We start from the raw sequence: 20429 nt of genomic DNA on the forward strand, positions 1-20429 counted from the left end.
TCAGTCAAACTCGGGCTCGTCCCGGTGCAGATCGCGCACGGCATAGGCTGTATCCTGTGCCTTGCTCAGCGTCCACCGGATGCGGGTCGCATACTCCATTGCGCGCCCGGATAGAACGATCTGTTTTGTCGCGCGCGGCTTCAAACGCCCTTTCTCAAGGTAAACGCTTGGCTCGACTGACAATTTTCCCGCGCCATCATGGCGAAAAACCCAGATCTCACCGCTTTTGAGAGCCATCGACACCGCAGCACCCCCCAAATCCAGCGCCGCATCCACGTCGGGGTGCAGGTGAAACCGGATATCAAACGCGATCCCCGACAGGCCCGAGGCATCCATCGCCTTGTCAAACTGCCGCTTCGCCTTGTCGGTTGCGGTCAGCAAAATGTCCTCACCCACAAGTTCGCGGCCGTCAAAACGCAGTTCAAAAGTACGGGCGTGGGTCAGACCAAACACTTTTGCGTACCCGTCATGACCAGCCATGAAGCGGGTTCCTTCAAAACCGGCCTCAACCTCGGTCAGGACCTGCGAGGGCGCATCGACCAGCGCTTCGTATTCCGTGCCCGGGGCCGGATCGGTCAGGCGGGCGCTGGAGTATCCGTCCAGGCACAGGGTGGAATGCGAAGGCGTCGCCCGCCCGGCCCGACGCCATTCGAGCCCGAAACTAGCGCCGGACCCGCAATTCACGACCAACGGCCTGCGTCCGGATGTCAGCTCAAACGCCAGGGTGGAAGCGTGCGCGTTATAGGATGCAGCCCCTTTGGGCGGTGCGCTGGCATCGATGATCACGCTGGTTCTTGCGGCGTAGAGACGGGCATATCCCATTGACAGCCCTGTTGAATGGTCCGGCTTCACGCCACTTTGCGCCAGGGCCTGATCCAGCCGCCCTTCGAGGCCGCGCCCGCCACCATGAAACCGGGCCAGCGCGCCGTCCGAATGCCGCAGACTGCGCAGGGTCGGTGCAATGCGTCTGATCGCGTTCAGCTGAGATCCCGGCGTCCCCCGACCCAGTTCACTCAGCGCGGCGGATGTCCAGGACAGAAGCGTAAATACCTCAAGCAATTCTTCGGGGTTCCGGGTACTGATCCCGCCCTGCTTATCCACCTGCCGCTCGCATTCCCGCGACAATGCGCTGAGGGCCGGATCGGCCAGTCTCTCCAATCCCTCCAGCGCCAGACCGGCCTGCACCAGACCGGTCAACGCTTCGAACCGGGGCAAGCCCGGCGTCGCGGCGTGCCAGCGTTTGGACAGATACCACGTTTGCTGCGCCAGAGAGCGGAAGAACAGCCTGCTGTGCTGCTCGTCCACACCGCGCAACAGGAAAATGGCGTGGTTGATCCAGCGGATCACCCGGCGACCTGTCAGGTCGGGCGCCCAGCCGGGTCCCTGCCCCCGGCCATGTGTCGCGATCCAACCCCAGACCCAACGCTGGGCTTTTTCCCGCGCGCGCATGTCTCCAACTGCGGCCAGATCGTCCAGCCAGGCAAATCCGTGACGCTCATTGTCAAAACCGGCACTGGGCGCTGCGACATCCCACAGTCCGGTATCCTGCGCCTCGACCAAGTAACCGGCGAACAGCAGGTTCCCGGCCACCAACTGCCTGCCGCGCGCGAATGAGCCGACAGCGCGGGGTTCGGGCTGGCTGACAAATCCGGTGACCGCCTTCTGGCGCTGGCTGAGGCGCGCGTAGAAACGGTTCTGAAACCGCATCCACCGGTTGGCCATGGTGTCCGACTTCGACATGACGCTTGTTTCTCTGCCCCTTGCGCTCTGCTGGCGCCTGAGACCCAACGATAGACCGGGCGGCGCGTCAAGTCATCGAAAAGCGTGCCTTCAGGCGGATTTGTTCAGGCAGGCGATATAGAACCCGTCCATGCCGCCCCGATCCTCCCAAAAGTCTGGCCGCAGGCGCAACCCTCCTTCCTGCGTGATCCAGTCGGAATCGACACCTTCGATGCCCAGCGCGCCTCGGTCGATCTGCATATCGGGATATTGTTCCAGCGCCTCTTCGACCTGCACCTCGCCTTCATCCGGCAGTAGCGAGCAGGTGCAATAGACCAGCCGCCCGCCGGGTTTCAGAAGGGTCCAGGCATGGGCCAGCATCTGGGCCTGCAATTCGATCAGCCCGCCAAATTCCGAACCATCCTTTGCAAAGGGCAGGTCAGGGTGCCGACGAATGGTGCCCGTGGCGGAACAGGGGGCATCCAGCAGGATGGCATCATATTGACCCTGATGCTCCAACGCGTCGCCGGCGATGACCTTCGCTGACAAACCGGTGCGGGCAAGGTTCTCGCGCACCCGCTCCAGCCGCCCTTCCGAGATGTCCAGCGCAGTGACATCTGCCCCTGCCGCCGCCAGTTGCAACGTCTTGCCGCCGGGGGCGGCACAAAGGTCCAGAATTCGCTCACCCGCTTTTGGCGCCAGCACCCGCACGGGCAAGGCCGCCGCTGCATCCTGTACCCACCACGCACCCCTGTCATAACCCGGCAGGGTCGATACTTGGCCGGCATCGTGAACGCGCATTGAACCCGTTGGCAAAGCCTCACCGGGTCCGGTCGCGCCGGGCTTCAGCGTGATGTCCAGTGGCGCGCCATTGAAATGAGCCCTCTCCATGCCCGCAACGGCATCGGGACCCCAGGCCATGATCAGCGGTTCCCGCAGCCAATCCGGCAGGCGCGGCACCCGCATTCTCGGCCAGGCATCCGGCCCTTCAGCGGCGACTTTACGCAGCACGGCGTTCACCAAGCCCTTTAGGCGTCCATGCTTGCGCGACCGGCCTACGATCTCGACCATGGAGTTGACGACGCCATGTGCCGCCTCACCGTGGCACAATTCGACCGCGCCAAGGCGCAAGGCGTTTTGGACAGTCAGCGCCGGTGTCCGGTTCAGGTGATTGTCCAGCAGGCGGTCCGCCCGTTCCAACCCGCGCAACGTTTGCAGCGCAAGACGCTGAGCCCTTGCACGGTCCTCGGGTTCAAGACGATCCAGCGCGCCTGCGGCCAGGCATTCCGACAGCAATCGCCCTTCTCCCAAAATCTGATCCAGCAGATAGATCGCGCTGCGCCGCGCCGCTGTTGCGCTGTCAGACATGGATTCGCCTTTCCTGTGACCCGAGCCCGCATTGCCAAGGGCGGACGCGGGCGTATATCAAGCCCATGCACGGAAAGGAACCCGATGTCATGACCGATCAGCGCAAAGACCTGCCGCCTGCTGCCCAGCGCGCGCTGGCCGAAGCCGACGAGCGCCGCAAGAAGGCCGAGGCCGAAGCCAAGGAAATGCCAAAGGAACTGGGCGGGCGCGACGGCCCCGACCCGGCCCGCTATGGCGACTGGGAGAAAAAAGGCATCGCCATCGATTTCTGATCGTTCAGCCCCGCAAAGCCTGCAGAAAATCAGCGATCAGAGCGCGCTGCTTGTTCGATTTCGCACGCTCTTCGGGCCATGTCAGCCAATAGCCATCCTTGGTCGGCAACTCGGGCAGATCCAGCCTGCACAATCGTCCCGCATGTAAGTCCGAATGGGCCAGAGGCACCGAACCCAGCGCCACGCCGATCCCCTGCCGAGCTGCGGAAATCGCGTGCTCCATTGAATCGAGACTGATCTTTGACGGCGGCAATTCCGCATTGTCCGTCTTGCGCGCCCAGTCCCGCCATGCCGGTCGTTCCCCGCGCAGATCAATCAGCGGCGCGCCCCATTCAACACCCGGCGCGGCCATCGGCACCAGCACCTCACGCGCGATCAGCGCCGCATCGCGCCCGGGCCAGGTCCCGCGGCCGTAGCGGATTTGCAGCCATGTCCTCTCCTCGTCCAGCGACGACCGGCGCGCAACCGAGTCGGTCATCACCCGCACCTTGGGCCGCACCTCCTGAAACCGCGCGACGGCCGGCAGAACCAGTGCGTGGATGTTCGAGGACAGGCCGGCGACACGCAGCTCTCGCGGGGATTTGCCGAACAGGTCCTCTGTATTTCGCTCCAGTGCCTGCAGGCTGTCCTGCACCAGAGGCAGGTAGCTTTCGCCTTCAACGGTCAGGGACACGCCGCGCGCTTCGCGCACGAACAATGTTCGACCCAGCCAGGATTCAAGGTTGCCGATCCGCTGGCTTACCGCCGCCTGCGTCAGGCCAAACTCACGCGCGGCGGCTGAAAACCCGCCAAGACGCCCGGCGGCCTCGAACACGCGCAGCCAATCCAGAGGGGGCAGACCGACTTTCTTTCTATCCATTAGTTTTTCCGGGCCTCAGCAGAAAGAAGGATTAATTGTATTAATGCCACAAGCACCGTATCTCCTCAACCAAAGCCGCGCTGAACAGGAGATTCCCAATGCTGCGCACCGCCACTTTTACCCCTTCGGTCGTAACTGTCACTTTTGCCGACGCGTCCCAATCGCGCTTTCACGCCATCTGGCTGCGTGACAACGCGCTGGACCCCGACACCCGAGCGCCGGGCAACGGACAACGTCTGATCACCATCGGTGACATTCCCGCAAATGTTTCGGTCAGTGCGGCAGAAATTGTCGGCGGCGATCTGCAGGTCACCTTCCAGCCCGAAGGCAAGACCGTTTCCTTCCCGGCCGACTGGCTGGCCGACCACGGCTATGATCACGATCACGCCGGTGCTTTCGGGCGAGTCGCGCAGGGCATCACAACCTGGGAACGCGGCATGAACGCGCCCTCTGGCGACTGGACTGCGGTTCATGTCAACCCCGGTGCCAAACGGGACTGGCTGGCCGCAGTGGCCGAGTTCGGTTTTGCCAAGCTGACCGGCGGCCCCGCCGAACCGGAATCGCTGCTGAAAGTGGCCGATCTGTTCGGTTACGTCCGCGAAACAAACTACGGCCCCTATTTCGAGGTCCGGACCGAGGTGAACCCCACCAACCTTGCCTATACCGGCCTTGGTCTGCAGGCCCATACCGACAATCCCTACCGAGATCCGGTTCCGACACTGCAAATCCTCTATTGCCTGGAAAACAGCGCCGAAGGAGGTGACTCGATCGTGGTCGATGGCTTCCGGGCCGCTGAAAAGCTGCGGGACCTGAACCCTGAAGGCTTCGCCCTGCTGGCGGGCTATCCGGCAAGGTTCGAGTATAAGGGTTCCGACGGTGTCTGCCTGCGCTCACGCCGCCCGATGATCGAGCTTTCACCTGACGGAGAACTGATCAGCATCCGCTTCAACAACCGCTCATCCGCGCCGTTTGTGGATGTGCCGTTCGACAAGATGGAAGCCTACTACGCCGCCTATCGGCAGTTCGGTGAAATCATCGACGACCCGGCCATGGGCGTGTCGTTCAAGCTGGAACCGGGCGAAAGCTTTATCGTCGACAACACTCGCGTGCTGCACGCCCGTCTGGGCTATTCCGGTGCCGGATCACGCTGGCTGCAGGGGTGTTATGCCGACAAGGACGGATTGCTGTCCACTCTAGCCGCGATGGAGATGGCACAACCGGAGGCGGCGGAATGAAACCCGATTTCTCGACCTTGAACCGCGACAATATCGTGGCTTTCATCGGTGATATTTTCGAGCGCCGTGGCGGAGAGGAGTATCTCGGCGAGCCCGTCACCATGGCTCAGCACATGTTGCAGGGGGCCACGATTGCCGAGCAGAACGGCCAGACCGAAGAGATCATCGTCGGAGCATTGCTGCACGATATCGGTCATTTCACGTCCGAATTCGGCACCTATCACCCCGACGACACCGAGGATCGCCACCACGAGGACGCTGGTGCCGAGGTGCTGGAGCAGTTTTTCCCGTCGGTCATCACCGACTGCTGCCGGTATCACGTCGCGGCCAAGCGCTATCTCTGCGCCACCAAGCCCGAATACTTCAACCGCCTGTCCGCCGCGTCGGTCCACACGCTGGAACTGCAGGGCGGACCCATGAGTGCCGATGAAGTGGCAGAGTTCGAGGCCAACCCGAACCTGAAAGAGATTATTCAGGTGCGGTATCTGGATGAGGCGGGCAAGCGTGCCGACATGCAAACTCCGGAATTCGCCCATTTCGCACCGATGGTGCAGCGTATGGTCGACAGACATCTGGGGGCATCATGAACGCGCCGGAATACATCTTCGAAGCGAGCTCCAAGCCGTCGCTGCCATGGCATGAGGTTCCGCTGATCCGGGCGACAGAGCAGTCGGTAAAAGGCTACGGCTGTCTGGTCGATGACCCTGATACGTTCGAAATCGAAATCGTCCGCTGGCCGCAACAGGGCTGGCGGCCGATCGATGACGGCACCGGTGACGAAGGTGGCTGGGTCGAGGGCACATTCCATGGAGAATGGAAGGGTGATGTGCTTTATGGTCGAAACGAGGCCGTCAATGGTCACTATGTGCTCGGCTGGTCGACCGATCCGCAGCAAGCGCAATCGCAACAGCAAACCGCGCCGCGCGATCAGGTGTTGTTGTGGCACATGAACTATCACCCGGATGGCGGGCAGATGTTCTGGCCGCTGGATAACAGACCGTTCATCGTGCCTGCCGCGCTGCCCGGCGATAACCTGACCCCCGACAAGGTGGTGGCATTCTGGTGCGACGGCTCGCGCGGTCTTTATATCCATCCCGGCATCTGGCACGAGGGGATTTTTCCCGTTGAGGACAATCAACGGTTCCTGGACCGTCAAGGCAAAGTCCACGCCCGGGTCAGCGCTGACATCGGGAAGGAATTCGGTGTCTACCTCGCCTGCCCGCTGCGTGCGGACAAGATCAGGGATCTGTGACCAACGCCCGCTGATGGTCGTTACGTCGCCCTGAAATCCAAACCTGCACGGCCAGCAGATAGGGAAGAAAGAACGCGAAATTCTGCACCAGATCAAAAGGGCCCGAAAAATCGGGCTCTGACCCAAGCCCTCCGGTCAGCAGGTACCATAATGTGTAGTGCACACGGTATAACCAAGACCCAAGCGCCAGCCAGAACAGTCGCAATCCCCAGGCCCAGTGACCAGCGCGATCACCTGCCACCGCCTTTTGGGCCAGCATCAGAGCCGAAACAAACAGGCACAGGCCATAGAGGAAGAAGCCCACAGACATCACCGGGCCACCAATCGTTCCTCGCAACAGGATATAGGCCATTCCCGCCGCGCCTGTGATCAATGCCAGCGAAATCAGAACAGAACCCAATGCACGGTGAAATCGGTTGAATCCAAGCCGAAGCCTTTTGATCAGTTGCAGCGGCACCAATGCCACCAGCACAGTTCCGGCCAATATGTGCACCATCATCATCGTATCGCCGATGCCCTGACCGTCGGCAAACAAATAGCTGCGCTGGGCTGCATCGTCAGACAGCCCAATACCAATCATGCCAAACCCATGCACCAGAAAAGGCAGCAGTGTCAGATAAAACGCCACGAACAACAGGCCGGACGCCACTGGGGATTTCAGGATACGCATACCCGGACTTTAGCGCCGGCTTGCGACCTGTCTACGGGTCAGAGCCCCAGCACATCCACCATGTCATACTGACCGGGCGCCTTGCCCTGCCCCCACAGCGCCGCCTTCAGCGCACCGCGTGCAAAGATGGCGCGGTCCGAGGCAAGATGGCGCAATACGATGCGTTCGCCGGGGGCTGCGAACAGCACGTCATGCTCGCCGACAACGTCCCCACCCCGAATGGCGTGGAACCCAATGTCCCCTCGCTTGCGCGCGCCGGTGATGCCGTCGCGACCCCGGTCGGACACATCGGCCAGATTGACGCCCCGGCCCTCGGCAGCCGCCTCGCCCAGCATCAGCGCGGTGCCCGATGGTGCATCGACCTTGTGGTGATGATGGCCTTCGATGATCTCGATATCGAAATCCTCATCCAGCGCGGCGGCAACCTTTTTGGTCAGTTGTACCAGCAGGTTGACACCCAGACTCATGTTACCGGCCCGCACGATTACGGCATGGCGCGCGGCCGGTTCCAGCGCAGCGATCTGTTCTTCGGTCATGCCGGTGGTGCCGATCACGTGCACGCAACGCGCTTGCGCGGCCAGGGCGGCAAATTCCAGCGTCGCCTCGGGTGCGGTGAAATCGATGACAGCCTGCGCCTGCGCGAAAGCCTCGAGCGGGTCATCGGTCACGGCTATGCCCAGCGCCTGCCCACCCATCGCCTCGCCGACATCCTGACCGATCCAGTCGTGGCCGTTACGCTCGACCACGCCGACCAGACGAACCTGATCACTGTCCGTGACGGTCCTGATCAGCATCTGCCCCATACGGCCCGAAGCCCCTGTGATGACGATCCCCGGAATATGGGTCATGGCGCTGGTCCTTTCGCGTTGCCTGCCGGATGGTCGGCTCAAAGCCTCCTACCCCGTTCGCGCCCGCTTGGCAAAGCCCCGCTTTGCGCTTAGATCGGGGTTTATGGCAAAGAACAAATTCCACGATGGCCCCGGCCCGTCCCAACGACAGCTGCGCGTCGGCGAGCTGATCCGCCGCACCCTGTCCGAGGTTCTGGCGCGCGGAGATGTCCACGACCCCGACCTGAACCGCATGTCGATCACCGTGGGCGAGGTGCGCACCTCGCCCGATCTGAAGATTGCCACTGCCTACGTGCTGCCGCTGGGCGGCAAAGGGCAGGAGGACGTGATCGCGCTGCTCGCCCGCAACAAGGGTGAGCTGCGGCGCATGGTCGGCAAGAAGGTCGGTCTGAAATTCTCGCCCGATCTGCGGTTCCGGCTGGACGACACGTTCGACCGGCTGGACGACACCCGCCGCATGTTCGATCAGGACGCGGTGCGCCGCGATCTGGACGAGTGATCCGCCCCGCCGTCTCGCTGATCGCGGCCTTCTGGGCCGCGCAAGCCTCTGCGGTGACCTGTGATAAGCTGACCCATGAGGGCAAGCGGTACACAGTCTGCGAGGTGGATGCCGCGAACGAAGATCTGCGTCTGTTTCTGAACGATGAAAACGGCGAGCTGCTGGGGCATTTCTCTTCCGTCAATGATGCACTGAAACCGGGCGGCAAACGGCTTGCCTTCGCGATGAACGCGGGCATGTATCACGAAGACCGCTCACCTGTCGGTCACTATGTCGAAGACGGCCAGGAACAGATGCGCGTGATCGCCAACCCGGGCCCCGGCAATTTCGGTCTGTTGCCCAATGGCGTGTTCTGCATTCGCGAGGGTCGCGCCGACGTGTTCGAGACACTGGATTTCGTCGATCAGGTTCCCGACTGCCGTTTTGCCACACAATCCGGCCCGATGCTGGTCATCAACGGAGAGCTGCATCCGCGCTTCCTGCCCGATTCGACCTCGCTCTATGTTCGCAACGGGGTGGGCACCAGTGCCGACGGCACACGGGCGGTGTTCGCAATTTCGGATGATTACGTCACTTTCCACGAGTTCGGCGGCCTGTTCCGCGATCTGCTGGGTACGCCCAACGCGCTGTTCTTCGACGGCAATATCTCTCGGATGTATGACCGGGCGAACAAACGGTCCGATGTCGGGTTTTCGCTGGGGCCAATAGTCGGAGTGGTCGAGGATGCGCCTGCAAATTGACAGCAGTGAGGCGATCCGCTAACCCGCGCGCCTCAGCAATCTTCTAGGTGCAGTATGGGACGCAAACGCAAGGGCCGCGATATTTCCGGTTGGCTGGTGGTGGACAAGCCCGCGGGCATGACCTCGACCGCAGTGGTCAACAAGGTGCGTTGGGCGATGGATGCAAAAAAGGCGGGCCATGCAGGTACACTTGACCCTGAAGCGACCGGTGTTCTGGCCGTAGCTCTGGGCGAGGCGACCAAGACCGTTCCCTACATCACCGATGCTTTGAAAGCCTATACTTTCACCGTGCGTCTGGGTCAGGCCACCAACACCGACGATGCCGAAGGCGAGGTGATCGCTGAAAGTCCCGCGCGCCCCTCGGATGACGACATCAAACAGGCACTGGCCCCCTTTCTGGGTGACATCATGCAGGTGCCGCCCAAGTTCTCAGCCGTGAAGATCGACGGCCAGCGCGCCTACAAGCTGGCCCGCGACGGCGAGGATGTGGACCTGTCCGCCCGCCCGTTATGGGTCGAGGAACTGGTACTTGTCGACCGCCCCGACGAAGATCACGTCGTGCTGGAAATGACATGCGGTAAAGGCGGCTACGTCCGTTCGATCGCGCGCGATCTGGGCGAGGCACTGGGCTGTCACGGCCACGTCAGAGAACTGCGCCGCATCTGGTCCGGCCCGTTCGAGGCCGAAGACGGGCTGAGCATCGAGCAGATCGACGAAATGGCCAAGACCGAAGCACTGGACGACTACCTGCACCCGCTTGAGACCGGCCTGTCCGACCTGCCCGAGCTGAAGTGCACCCCCGTAGGTGCTACCCGCCTGCGCAATGGCAATCCGGGCATGGTTCTGGCATCGGACGTTGAATACGGCGATGAGGCCTGGGCCTCGCTGGATGGCAAGGCTGTGGCCGTGGGTATCTACAAATCGGGCGAATTGCACCCCAGCCGGGTGTTCGTCGATAGTTGAGCGATGTTCCCCCAACTCGGTTTTGCCGCTACGGTCGGATTACCGATTGCAACGATGGGGGTTCACGTTGGAAAACGATGCGGTCTTCCAATACCTGAAGCTGTTTCTTGAAAACATCTCGATCTGGTCGCTGATCGCCCTGGGGCTGGTCATATGGATCATCCGCAAGCCCGAGCGCCTTAAGGCGATCCCTCGCTACATTTCGTCCGCAAAGCTTGGCGAGTTCGAAGTTCAGCTTCGTGAAGTCAAGCAAAAGCTCGACGAAACAGAGGCGCATGTCGCCGAGTTGGAAGAGGAAAACGCGCGTCTGAGCACGTTGTATTCGGCCTTCGACATTCACGCGCCGGTGTCCGAACTGGAAGAAACCCGGCAGTCGCTGAAAGTCCTGGCGGGGAACCTGCCCGATACGGCGCCGATCCATGACGGGTTGAAACCCGGCGCGGACCCTGCAGATGTTTACGTGGCCGCCGAGATTTTGCGGACAAACAGGGACCTGACCTTCTATGACGTTTTGGTTGCCGTCATCGCCCGCATCGCGGCGCACCCAAAACTGGAAGGCCTGCGGTATCATACGGTCTGGACACTGGCTTCGGCGCTGCATCGGATGACACTGGCAGCCGTCAAGCACAGCGACGTACCCAAAGTCACCAAGGACCAGTTGGCTGCGGCCAGGGACGCGCTCACGCTTCTTCGTGACAATCCGCATGTGCAGCTTGATTGTCCCACGAATCCGAAACAGGGCATACGCGGGCCAGCGGGATATGCCTTGAACTGGGTCGACAAAGGTTTGGACAAATACACCGACCGCTGAGCTTGCGCTTGCGAAAGCCGGCGCAATTGGTCACTAACCCATCATGATCACCCGTTCCCACACCAAAGGCGACGCGCCCTCGACCGCCGTGTATTCCGATTGCGAGAACTATCGCTATAGCCTGACACGCATCTGGGATCCGACGGGGCGCAAGGCGCTGTTCGTCATGCTGAACCCATCGACCGCGACCGAGGTACAGAACGACCCAACGGTGGAACGGTGCGAACGTCGGGCGCGGGCATTGGGGTTCGGCGCATTTCAGGTGACCAACATCTTTGCCTGGCGCGACACCGACCCGCGCAAGATGCGAGCCGCCCCCGATCCGGTCGGACCCGAGAATGACGCGGCCATTCTGGACGGTGTCCAATGGGCCGACCAGGTCATCGCCGCCTGGGGCACCCACGGCGCACATCTTGAGCGTGGCCCTGCTGTTGAAAACCTGCTGCGCGGAACCGGCCAGCCCCTGTTTCATCTTGGGCTGACAAAAGACGGGCATCCCAAGCATCCCCTCTACATCGCCTACTCTCAGCAGCCCCAAGCGTGGTGACAAAAGGTTAACCACACCTTCAGGCTTGCTTTGACCAAACTTCTGAATCCATGGGATATTTCACCAGGCTTTCGGAGGATTTTCATGTTTCTGATCGGTTTGCTTGGACTGGCGGCCGTAGGCGGTGCCGCCTACGCGGTCAGCGATATCTTTTCGTCCGAAGATGAAGAATCAGATGACGACGTCGCACCGGATCAGCCGGATGACGCCGGACAGGGGGCATTTCTGGAAATCGACGACAATGTCGATGACCCGGCCCCTCCCGAGGTTGAAGACCTGCCCACCGGAACTGAAGAACCCGAGTTCGAGGGCACTGAAGTCCCCGAAACGGGCGATGACACCGAGACGCAACCAGATGCGGCCGTGGACGATCCGACTGACGTTCAGGACAGCAATTTGATCATCGAAGGCAGCCATGAGGACGACATGTTGTTCGGGGGCACCGGCGATGACATCGTGTCCGGTGCAGAAGGCGATGACCTGATTCATGGCATGGATGGGGATGATCTTCTGAACGGCGATTGCGGGGATGACGAGCTTTACGGACATGGCGGTTCGGACGAGATGCACGGTGGGCAGGGTGACGACACGCTTATTGGTGGGCAAGGTGATGACATTCTGACCGGCGGGGAAGGCGATGATGTGCTGCAGGGCGGCTATGGCAATGACACGCTAAGCGGCGGGGCCGGTGAAGACGTCGTTTTCGGCGGCGATGGCGATGATCTTATTTCAGGCGACGATGGCGACGCGGAACAATCAGCAGACTTCCTGAACGGTGGCGCAGGGGAAGACAGGATTCTGGCGGAAAGCGGCGATATCGTCACTGGCGGACAGGACGCGGATACATTTGTTCTGAGCCCCGAGGACGACGACGATCAGGTCACAGTGATGGATTTTCAGCCAGGGCAGGACAAGTTGCTGATTTCCTGGAATGACGCTGAAGAACCCGATATTCGTCTGGAAACCGACGCCGAAGACGAAAATCTGATCCGGGTGATGGTCAACGGGCAGGATGTGGCGCATCTGCTCGGTTCCCAAGGTATCACGGCAGATGATATCCAATTCATGACCGAAGCAGAACTGGAACAGCTGGGCCTTCCGGACTGAGCCAGGAGATTCCCTTTGCCATTTGCCGCAAATGCGCCTATACGCGCGCATCCGCATCGGAATCGGTGCGGTTTTCTCCATGGGCCTGCGCTGGACGACATCCCGGCCTGCGCCATTCACTCTAACCTTTCAAAGGAGACCCCGATGTCGATCACTGCCGCTGAAAAAACACGCGTCATGAAAGAATTCGCAACCAAAGAGGGCGACACCGGTTCGCCTGAAGTTCAGGTTGCCATCCTGACCTCGCGCATCAACACCCTGACCGAGCACTTCAAGACCCACAAGAAAGACAACCACGGTCGTCGTGGTCTGCTGAAGATGGTTGCTCAGCGCCGTAAGCTGCTGGACTACCTGAAAGGCAAGGAAGAAGCGCGTTACCAGGACCTGATCAAAAAGCTGGGCATCCGCCGCTAACCGCTTTTTGCATTTGTTTCAAACGCCCGCCATTTTGGCGGGCGTTTTTTGTTGTGGCCATCGAACCTCTTTTTTTAGAGCGGTCGACCCACGCATTTGACATTGCCAGGGGGTTGAGGTGTATCCACCTGCACAACTTAAGGTTATGTCAAAAGCCTGTTTAATGCTTCTAATTCTGAACTCATTCGTGCTGTCGCTCCGCGTCACACCCCGCATGATTTTCCCCATCCTTGCGATCAGCCTCGCCTCAATAGTTGTGTGGATGGTTCTGGATGTTTTCACCCTTGGGTTGGCCGGTCACGTCAGCGAGCCGATTACAAGCGCCTTCATCAGCCTGTTCGGGATACGCGCTGCTCTGGCATTGAAGGGGGAAACGCGGCGCACGGATTACAGGGCTTTGGTTCTGTAGTCGGTAATGTACGGATTGTTCTTTGCGGCGGCACTGTGGTGCCTGACCTTCATCGTGAACCTGTCCGCTACCTTGTTTGCCATCTGGCTGGCGGGTGAGCCCTTCTCTTGGAGCGCGCTGCAAAATGCTGCCGAAAGCACGCAGGTCTCGTTCGCGCTAATCGCAGTGGGCAGCAAGTGCCACAACCGCGCCGACGGCAGAGCCCGCGCAAGACATCCGCGCGCTGCGCAAATCGCGAACGGTCTTTCTAAACGCTTTCGGCACCCTTTCGCTATCGGCATCCGGTTTCCCTTCCCTTCGGGCCAAAACTCATGTAAGCGCGCGGGTATCTGAGACGTTGTGCCCTGACCCCGGCACTCGAATGGAAGATAAAGTGGGGTCGGCGGCAATGGGGCCGCCATGCAAACGGGAGACCCGGAGGGCCGGGAGTGCTCCCTTCTAGGATACGCATATGTTTGATGTAACAAAGAAATCAATTCAGTGGGGCGAGGAGACGCTTACACTGGAAACCGGCAAGGTTGCCCGTCAGGCCGACGGCACCGTGATTGCCACGCTGGGTGAAACCAGCGTCATGGCCAACGTGACCTTTGCCAAGCAACAAAAGCCCGGTCAGGATTTTTTCCCGCTGACCGTGCACTACCAAGAGAAATACTATGCCGCCGGCAAGGTTCCGGGTGGCTTCTTCAAGCGCGAGGCGCGCCCGACCGAGAAAGAGACGCTGACCGCTCGTCTGATCGACCGTCCGATCCGCCCGCTGTTCGTTGACGGCTTCAAGAACGAAGTTCTGGTGATGTGCACCGTGCTGAGCCACGATCTGGTCAACGACCCCGACATCGTTGCGATGATCGCCGCCTCGGCTGCCCTTACCATCTCGGGCGCGCCGTTCATGGGCCCGATCGCCGGTGCCCGTGTTGGTTTCGTGGATGGCGAATACGTCCTGAACCCGACCGTGGACGACATGCAGGACCTGCGCCTGAACCCCGAACAGCGTCTGGATCTGGTTGTCGCCGGCACCAAGAACGCCGTGATGATGGTGGAGTCCGAAGCGTACGAGCTGTCCGAGGCCGAAATGCTGGGCGCCGTGAACTTTGCGCACGAGCAGATTCAGCCGGTGCTGGACCTGATCATCGATCTGGCCGAAGAAACCGCTAAAGAGCCGTTCGATTTCCAAGCGCCCGATTATTCGGACCTCTACGCCGCTGTTGCCGCAGCCGGTGAAGAGCAAATGCGCGCCGCCTTCGCGATCACAGACAAGCAGGAGCGCACCGCCGCTGTTGCCGCTGCCCGTGAAGCGATCAAGGAAGCGTTGACCGAGGAACAGCTGGAAGACGCGAACCTGGGTTCCGCGATGAAAAAGCTGGAAGCTGGCATCCTGCGCGGCGACGTCGTCAAAGGCGGCAAGCGCATCGACGGCCGTTCGACCACCGATGTCCGCGCCATCGAAGCCGAAACCTCGCTACTGCCGCGTACGCATGGCTCCGCCCTGTTCACCCGTGGTGAAACGCAGGCGCTGGCCGTGACCACGCTGGGCACTGGTGACGATGAACAATTCATCGACGCGCTGCACGGCAACTTCAAATCGAACTTCCTGCTGCACTACAACTTCCCACCGTATTCGGTTGGTGAAGTTGGCCGCGTTGGTTCGCCCGGCCGTCGTGAGATCGGCCACGGCAAGCTGGCATGGCGTGCGCTGCAGGCGGTTCTGCCTGCGCCGACCGACTTCCCCTACACCATCCGCGTGGTGTCGGAGATCACTGAATCCAACGGCTCGTCCTCGATGGCGTCTGTCTGCGGCGGTTCGCTGTCGATGATGGATGCAGGCGTTCCGCTGAAAGCGCCGGTTGCCGGTGTGGCCATGGGCCTGATCCTGGAAGATGACGGCGAGTACGCTGTTCTGACCGACATTCTGGGTGACGAAGATCACCTGGGCGACATGGACTTCAAGGTGGCGGGTACCGAAAACGGCATCACCTCGCTGCAGATGGACATCAAGGTCGCAGGCATCACGCCGCAGATCATGGAAACTGCTCTGGCACAGGCCAAAGAAGGCCGGATGCACATCCTGGGTGAGATGGGCAAAGCCCTGTCCGAGACCAACGAATTCTCGGTCCACGCTCCGCGTATCGAGACCATGAACATCCCGACCGACAAGATCCGTGAAGTGATCGGCTCGGGCGGCAAGGTCATCCGCGAGATCGTCGAGGTTTCGGGTGCCAAGGTCGACATCAACGACGACGGCGTCATCAAGATCGCCTCGCCGGATGGTGAATCGATTAAGAAGGCCTATGACATGATCTATTCGATCGTGGCCGAGCCGGAAGAAGGTCAGGTCTATACCGGTAAAGTGGTCAAGATCGTCGACTTCGGTGCCTTCGTGAACTTCTTTGGCAAGCGCGACGGCCTGGTGCACGTGTCCCAGATCGAAAATCGCCGCCTGAACCATCCGTCGGATGTTCTGAAGGAAGGTCAGGAAGTGAAGGTCAAGCTGCTGGGCTTTGACGATCGTGGTAAGGTTCGCCTGTCGATGAAAGTCGTCGATCAGGAAACCGGTGAAGAGATCGTCCCCGAGAAGAAAGAAAAGAAAGAGGAAAGCGCAGAGTAATCTGCCCCTTTTTCGGAAATACAGAAGACCCCGGCTTTGGCCGGGGTTTTTTTTGGCTTTGGTTTTCAGGTCAGGTTTCCGACGACTGAACGCTCTGTTTCAGCAGGTCGGCGATTTCATCGACCTCTGGCCTGCGCCGGGTCCTGTGCGGGCGGTTCAGGACCAGTGAGAGGCCGCTCTCGCATCTTTCGGGAAACAACGGACAGAGCAATCCAGTGTGCAGCGCCTGTTCGATCAGGCAGGCATGGCCCATCAAGACCCCCGCCCCGGATTTGGCTTCCTCGACAGCCAGACTGTACAGGGAATAGCGCGGCCCTTTTTGCGGATCAGCCAGCGCCCGCCCGGATTTATCCGACCAAATCGCCCAATCGTCCTGCCATGTCTGATCGTGCAACAATGGAAGGGTGCCCGGATCGCGACCCTTTGCGACGTCTTCGGCCAATGCCGGAGAGCAGACGGGAAAGATGATATCCCTGGCCAGGACCACCTGCTCGGGGCTGCCATCGGGGATGGCGAAGAATACGGACAGGTCGAAAAACTCGCGCATCAGGCTGGGCGGTGATTCCAGCGCGGTGACCGAGAAATTGATATCAGGATAGATTTTCCGGATCCGCCCAAGTCGGGCGGGCAGCCAAAGCTGCGCGACCGACGGCAGAGCGGCGATATGGATATCCGCATTGGGGCGCTGGTTCCTCAGGCTTTGCGTCGCGGATGCAAGCGCGTCAAAGGCCTCGGTAAATTCGCGGCTCAGACTGCGGGCAGCCGGGGTCAACTGTACGCCCTGCGCATTCCGGTGGAACAATGTCACCCCTGCCCAGCCTTCCAACGCCTTGATATGCTGGGAAATCGCACCGGGCGTGACGTTCAGTTCATCCGCAGCGGCGACAAAACTGCCGTGACGCGCCGCGGCCTCGAAGGCGCGCAGGGCGTTCATGGGTGGCCCCTTGGGGCGGCGTGGTGAAACGGGCAAATTCCTAGCCTTAGTTTTTCTACGCCAAGAAATAGCAAATCTGATTTGCGCTGTCATTCGAAGTGATCAATCTTGGTCGCAAATGGAGGACACAGATATGACAATCGAACAACGGGCCTGGGTTCCTGCGGCATGCGAGACACTTGTGCAGGATATCGCGACCAGGACGGCACAGGCGTCCTCGGCAGATCTGCTGGGGCGGATTGACCAGCTTGTGGCACGAAACCGGGACATCCACGAGAAAGAGTGCTTCAACCTCAACCCTGCCACAAACGTGATGAACCCGAAGGCCGAGGCATTGCTGGCCTCGGGCATCGGCTCGCGCCCTTCGCTGGGCTATCCCGGCGACAAGTACGAGATGGGCCTGGAAGCCATTGAAGAGATCGAGGTGATCGCGGCCGAGCTGTGTGCTGAGATTTTCGATGCGAAATATGCCGAAATCCGTGTGCCTTCTGGGGCGATTGCGAATCTTTACGGCTTTATGGCCACCTGCAAACCGGGCGACACGATCATCGCACCACCCGCGTCAATCGGCGGGCATGTCACCCATCACCTGGCCGGCTGTGCCGGGCTGTTCGGCCTGCGAACCATCGAAGCGCCGGTAAATCCCGATGGCTACACCGTCGATCTGGACCAACTGCGGCAGATCGCGCTGACGGAACGGCCTCGCCTGATCACGATTGGCGGCAGCCTGAACCTGTTTGAACATCCGGTCGCCGAAGTCCGTGCCATCGCTGATGAAATCGACGCCAGGGTCATGTTCGATGCCGCGCATCAGTGCGGGATCATTGCCGGAAAGGCTTGGCGCAACCCGCTGGCCGAAGGCGCGCATTTCATGACCATGAGCACCTACAAAAGCCTGGGCGGACCTGCAGGGGGACTGATCGTCAGCAATGACGCCGAGATTGCGCAGGCGCTGGATCGCATCGCCTTTCCCGGCATGACGGCAAATTTCGACGCGGCCAAATCGGCGGCCCTGGCTGTGACGATGCTGGACTGGCGCGATTTTGGTGCCGAATACGCGGCGGCGATGATTGCGATGGCCAAAGCGCTGGCCGAAGCGTTGAATGCCAAAGGGGTTCCGGTTTTTGCGGGTGCCGGGGGCTTTACCGCCTCGCATCAGTTCGCCGTGCTGGCGGAGCCCTTTGGCGGCGGGCAAGCGGCCTCAAAAACACTGCGGCATGCGGGTTTCCTGGCCTGTGGCATCGGGTTGCCCGTTAACGCTGTCGCCGGCGATCTGAACGGCCTGCGCATCGGAACACCGGAACTGGTCCGGTGGGGCATGACTGCGGCCGACGCCGAACAGCTGGCCACGCAGATTGCAGACGGTTTGGCGAAAAAGGATATCGCAGAACAGGTTTCAGACTGGCGGCAAAGCTTTTCGACCCTGCATTTCATGCACTAAGACGATGCGGGCGCGTGAGCCGCAATCTCATGCGCCTGCGGTTGTTTTCCTCATACATTATAGCAGCTTGCACCATTTCCAATAGGGCCGATGCCACCGACGAAATTATTCACTCACGCCGTTCAAATCCACCGTGACCCGAGTTGATCGGGGACCGGCTTTCGTTTGTTCCGATCCGCCCCACATGTGCCGCGTGCATCTTACGGAACAAAGGACATGACCATGATCACCCGTTTCATCCTCGCCTCTGCCGCATTAGGCCTGGGCGTTTCCGCCGCCGGCGCGCAAAGCCTGACCGAGGGCGCTTATATTCAGGGCTTCGCCGGCTACAGCCAGTTGCAGGACAGCGATTTTTCGGGCTCGATCGGTGGCGCGACCCAGTCAGTTGATACCGATTTCGACGCGGGCTATGGGCTTGGCTTGGCAATCGGAACGGAAGTTCCGCAATGGTCCAACGACAGGATCGGAACCCGGATCGAGCTGGAATTGTCCTATCGCGAAAATGATGTGGACGGGGTGAACTTCTCTGGCAACGGACCGGCGACCGAGGGCAATATCTCGGGCGATGTCACTCAGACCTCGCTGTTTGCAAACATCCTGTTCGACATCAAACAAAGCGGACCGCTGACACCCTATTTCGGCTTTGGTCTGGGTGCGACCTATTCAGATCTGGACTTCGCCTATGGTCCGGGGGTTGAGCTGAACGACAGCGGCACCGATTTTGCCGCACAACTGATTGCCGGGGCGGCGTATGACATCAATGACAACACCGCCTTCATCGTCGATGCCCGCTATTCGCGCGCCTTTGATGTTTCGTCCGATCGTTTGGCGCCAAACGGCGCGCTGACCGGGTCGGTCGAGGACGATCTGGATACGTTCAGCATAAATCTCGGCCTGCGCTACAAGTTCTGACGCGGTACGGGAAAGTGTTTCCCTCCGGTTTCGCTTTCCCCGCGTGCCCTCGTGATCTATGCACGGGGGCATGCGATCCTTTGTCATTCATATGTCCTCAAGCACAGCGCGCCGCGCCAATGCCGATCAGTTGTGCCAAGACCTTCCCAATGCCGAATTGTTCGAGGCCGTGAACGGTCGCGACCCGGACCAGATCGCGCATGTCAGACTGCATCCCGGCAACCTGCACCGCCCCCATTATCCGTTTCCCCTGCGCTCCGCTGAAATCGGCGTCTTCGAAAGCCACAGGCGGATCTGGAAAAAGATGGTCGATGAACAGATCGAACTGGCCATCATCACCGAGGATGATCTGCGCATAGATCCCCCCCGCATGGCCCAAGCACTGGACATGCTGGACTCTCTTGCGACACCCGAGCAATACATCCGCATCCCTGTGAAACAGCGCGAAGTACCGGTGCAGACCCTGGCCGAGAAGAACGGTTTGAAACTGATCCTGCCGAAAGTCATCGGACTGCAATGCGTGTGCCAGATGGTTGGCCGGCGCGCCGCAGAACGGTTGCTGGCCGCAACCAACGAAATCGACCGCCCCGTGGACACGTTTCAGCAGATGCACTGGCTGACCGGCCAGCCGATCCACGCCCTGCTGGGCAGCGGCAACCGTGAAGTGGCGCGGGAAATCGGCGGCTCCACCATTCAGACAAAACCACCGCTCAGCGACAAGCTGACCCGCGAATTCAAGCGCGCTGCTTACCGGGCGAAGCTACACCTGCACCCACAAAGACCACTGCCGTAATCAGATAGAAATTACCTTCGGGAGAAATCGCGCC

Annotated in this window: 22 protein-coding genes; 16 read left to right on the forward strand and 6 right to left on the reverse strand. The window is 60.5% G+C overall.

The window, feature by feature from the left end; translation table 11 throughout:
- Nucleotides 1-1740 (reverse strand): heparinase II/III family protein, encoded by a 1740-nt coding sequence (locus AC2FIR_RS14495; protein ID WP_496716644.1) that lies wholly within the window; start codon nucleotides 1738-1740, stop codon nucleotides 1-3.
- 90 nt (nucleotides 1741-1830) lie between these two features.
- Nucleotides 1831-3087 (reverse strand): RsmB/NOP family class I SAM-dependent RNA methyltransferase, encoded by a 1257-nt coding sequence (locus AC2FIR_RS14500; protein WP_170806994.1) that lies wholly within the window; start codon nucleotides 3085-3087, stop codon nucleotides 1831-1833.
- An 89-nt stretch (nucleotides 3088-3176) separates the two neighbouring features.
- Between AC2FIR_RS14500 and AC2FIR_RS14505 the strand changes: the two genes are divergently transcribed.
- Nucleotides 3177-3359, forward strand: coding sequence for a DUF1674 domain-containing protein (locus AC2FIR_RS14505; protein ID WP_496746859.1), 183 nt, complete (start codon nucleotides 3177-3179; stop codon nucleotides 3357-3359).
- 4 nt (nucleotides 3360-3363) lie between these two features.
- On the opposite strand, the gene AC2FIR_RS14510 is transcribed toward AC2FIR_RS14505, so the two are convergent.
- Nucleotides 3364-4218, reverse strand: coding sequence for a LysR family transcriptional regulator (locus tag AC2FIR_RS14510; protein WP_170806996.1), 855 nt, complete (start codon nucleotides 4216-4218; stop codon nucleotides 3364-3366).
- Nucleotides 4219-4316: 98 nt separating this feature from the next.
- Here AC2FIR_RS14510 and tmpA point away from each other — a divergent pair, with 98 nt between their 5' ends.
- Genes tmpA through AC2FIR_RS14525 form a run of 3 tightly spaced genes read left to right on the forward strand, consistent with a single transcriptional unit; the run spans nucleotide 4317 to nucleotide 6705 of the window.
- Nucleotides 4317-5453 (forward strand): 2-trimethylaminoethylphosphonate dioxygenase, encoded by a 1137-nt coding sequence (gene tmpA / locus AC2FIR_RS14515; protein WP_496762601.1) that lies wholly within the window; start codon nucleotides 4317-4319, stop codon nucleotides 5451-5453.
- Nucleotides 5450-6040, forward strand: a complete 591-nt coding sequence (gene tmpB, locus AC2FIR_RS14520; protein ID WP_480813812.1) for a (R)-1-hydroxy-2-trimethylaminoethylphosphonate oxygenase — start codon at nucleotides 5450-5452, stop codon at nucleotides 6038-6040. The genes tmpA and tmpB overlap by 4 nt, the downstream gene beginning before the upstream one ends.
- Nucleotides 6037-6705: an ureidoglycolate lyase gene (locus AC2FIR_RS14525; RefSeq protein WP_170613076.1), complete on the forward strand. Its 669-nt coding sequence runs from the start codon at nucleotides 6037-6039 to the stop codon at nucleotides 6703-6705. Before tmpB ends, AC2FIR_RS14525 begins: the two co-directional genes overlap by 4 nt.
- Here AC2FIR_RS14525 and AC2FIR_RS14530 read toward each other — a convergent pair.
- Both AC2FIR_RS14530 and dapB read right to left on the reverse strand, forming a co-directional pair.
- Nucleotides 6692-7375: a DUF2306 domain-containing protein gene (locus AC2FIR_RS14530; RefSeq protein WP_496762603.1), complete on the reverse strand. Its 684-nt coding sequence runs from the start codon at nucleotides 7373-7375 to the stop codon at nucleotides 6692-6694. The genes AC2FIR_RS14525 and AC2FIR_RS14530 overlap by 14 nt on opposite strands.
- 38 nt (nucleotides 7376-7413) lie before the next feature.
- Nucleotides 7414-8223, reverse strand: a complete 810-nt coding sequence (gene dapB, locus AC2FIR_RS14535; protein ID WP_480911978.1) for a 4-hydroxy-tetrahydrodipicolinate reductase — start codon at nucleotides 8221-8223, stop codon at nucleotides 7414-7416.
- Nucleotides 8224-8326: 103 nt separating this feature from the next.
- On the opposite strand from dapB, the gene rbfA reads away from it, so the two are divergent.
- The 9 genes from rbfA (at nucleotide 8327) to pnp (ending at nucleotide 16315) form a co-directional block, all read left to right on the forward strand.
- Nucleotides 8327-8722, forward strand: a complete 396-nt coding sequence (gene rbfA, locus AC2FIR_RS14540) for a 30S ribosome-binding factor RbfA (RefSeq protein WP_170613070.1) — start codon at nucleotides 8327-8329, stop codon at nucleotides 8720-8722.
- A complete protein-coding gene (locus tag AC2FIR_RS14545; protein WP_170613068.1) occupies nucleotides 8719-9462 on the forward strand; it encodes a phosphodiester glycosidase family protein in 744 nt (247 codons plus the stop codon). Before rbfA ends, AC2FIR_RS14545 begins: the two co-directional genes overlap by 4 nt.
- 54 nt (nucleotides 9463-9516) lie before the next feature.
- Nucleotides 9517-10425, forward strand: a complete 909-nt coding sequence (gene truB, locus AC2FIR_RS14550; protein WP_496746863.1) for a tRNA pseudouridine(55) synthase TruB — start codon at nucleotides 9517-9519, stop codon at nucleotides 10423-10425.
- Nucleotides 10426-10471: 46 nt separating this feature from the next.
- Nucleotides 10472-11236 carry a hypothetical protein gene (locus AC2FIR_RS14555; RefSeq protein WP_480911983.1) on the forward strand — a complete coding sequence of 255 codons (765 nt, stop codon included), beginning with the start codon at nucleotides 10472-10474 and terminating at the stop codon, nucleotides 11234-11236.
- Nucleotides 11237-11279: 43 nt separating this feature from the next.
- Nucleotides 11280-11783: a DUF1643 domain-containing protein gene (locus AC2FIR_RS14560; protein ID WP_170613062.1), complete on the forward strand. Its 504-nt coding sequence runs from the start codon at nucleotides 11280-11282 to the stop codon at nucleotides 11781-11783.
- An 84-nt stretch (nucleotides 11784-11867) separates the two neighbouring features.
- A complete protein-coding gene (locus AC2FIR_RS14565) occupies nucleotides 11868-12890 on the forward strand; it encodes a calcium-binding protein (protein WP_496746865.1) in 1023 nt (340 codons plus the stop codon).
- Nucleotides 12891-13034: 144 nt separating this feature from the next.
- Nucleotides 13035-13304: a 30S ribosomal protein S15 gene (gene rpsO, locus AC2FIR_RS14570; protein ID WP_170613058.1), complete on the forward strand. Its 270-nt coding sequence runs from the start codon at nucleotides 13035-13037 to the stop codon at nucleotides 13302-13304.
- Nucleotides 13305-13467: 163 nt separating this feature from the next.
- Nucleotides 13468-13713 carry a hypothetical protein gene (locus AC2FIR_RS14575; RefSeq protein WP_170613056.1) on the forward strand — a complete coding sequence of 82 codons (246 nt, stop codon included), beginning with the start codon at nucleotides 13468-13470 and terminating at the stop codon, nucleotides 13711-13713.
- Between the two features lie 451 nt (nucleotides 13714-14164).
- Nucleotides 14165-16315 carry a polyribonucleotide nucleotidyltransferase gene (gene pnp, locus AC2FIR_RS14580; RefSeq protein ID WP_496746866.1) on the forward strand — a complete coding sequence of 717 codons (2151 nt, stop codon included), beginning with the start codon at nucleotides 14165-14167 and terminating at the stop codon, nucleotides 16313-16315.
- 70 nt (nucleotides 16316-16385) lie between these two features.
- Here pnp and AC2FIR_RS14585 read toward each other — a convergent pair whose 3' ends face one another.
- Nucleotides 16386-17249: a LysR family transcriptional regulator gene (locus AC2FIR_RS14585; protein WP_496746867.1), complete on the reverse strand. Its 864-nt coding sequence runs from the start codon at nucleotides 17247-17249 to the stop codon at nucleotides 16386-16388.
- Between the two features lie 133 nt (nucleotides 17250-17382).
- Between AC2FIR_RS14585 and glyA the strand changes: the two genes are divergently transcribed.
- The 3 genes from glyA to AC2FIR_RS14600 all read left to right on the forward strand — a co-directional run bounded on the left by glyA (nucleotide 17383) and on the right by AC2FIR_RS14600 (nucleotide 20395).
- Nucleotides 17383-18690: a serine hydroxymethyltransferase gene (gene glyA, locus AC2FIR_RS14590; protein ID WP_496746869.1), complete on the forward strand. Its 1308-nt coding sequence runs from the start codon at nucleotides 17383-17385 to the stop codon at nucleotides 18688-18690.
- Between the two features lie 222 nt (nucleotides 18691-18912).
- The gene (locus tag AC2FIR_RS14595; RefSeq protein ID WP_170613048.1) at nucleotides 18913-19602 is read left to right on the forward strand and encodes an outer membrane protein; all 690 of its coding nucleotides are present in this window, start codon (nucleotides 18913-18915) and stop codon (nucleotides 19600-19602) included.
- Between the two features lie 70 nt (nucleotides 19603-19672).
- Entirely contained in the window at nucleotides 19673-20395 is a 723-nt protein-coding gene (locus AC2FIR_RS14600; protein ID WP_496746870.1) for a glycosyltransferase family 25 protein, read from the forward strand.
- Nucleotides 20396-20429 lie beyond the last annotated feature (34 nt).

This window comes from Ruegeria sp. CDSB136, assembly GCF_059610965.1.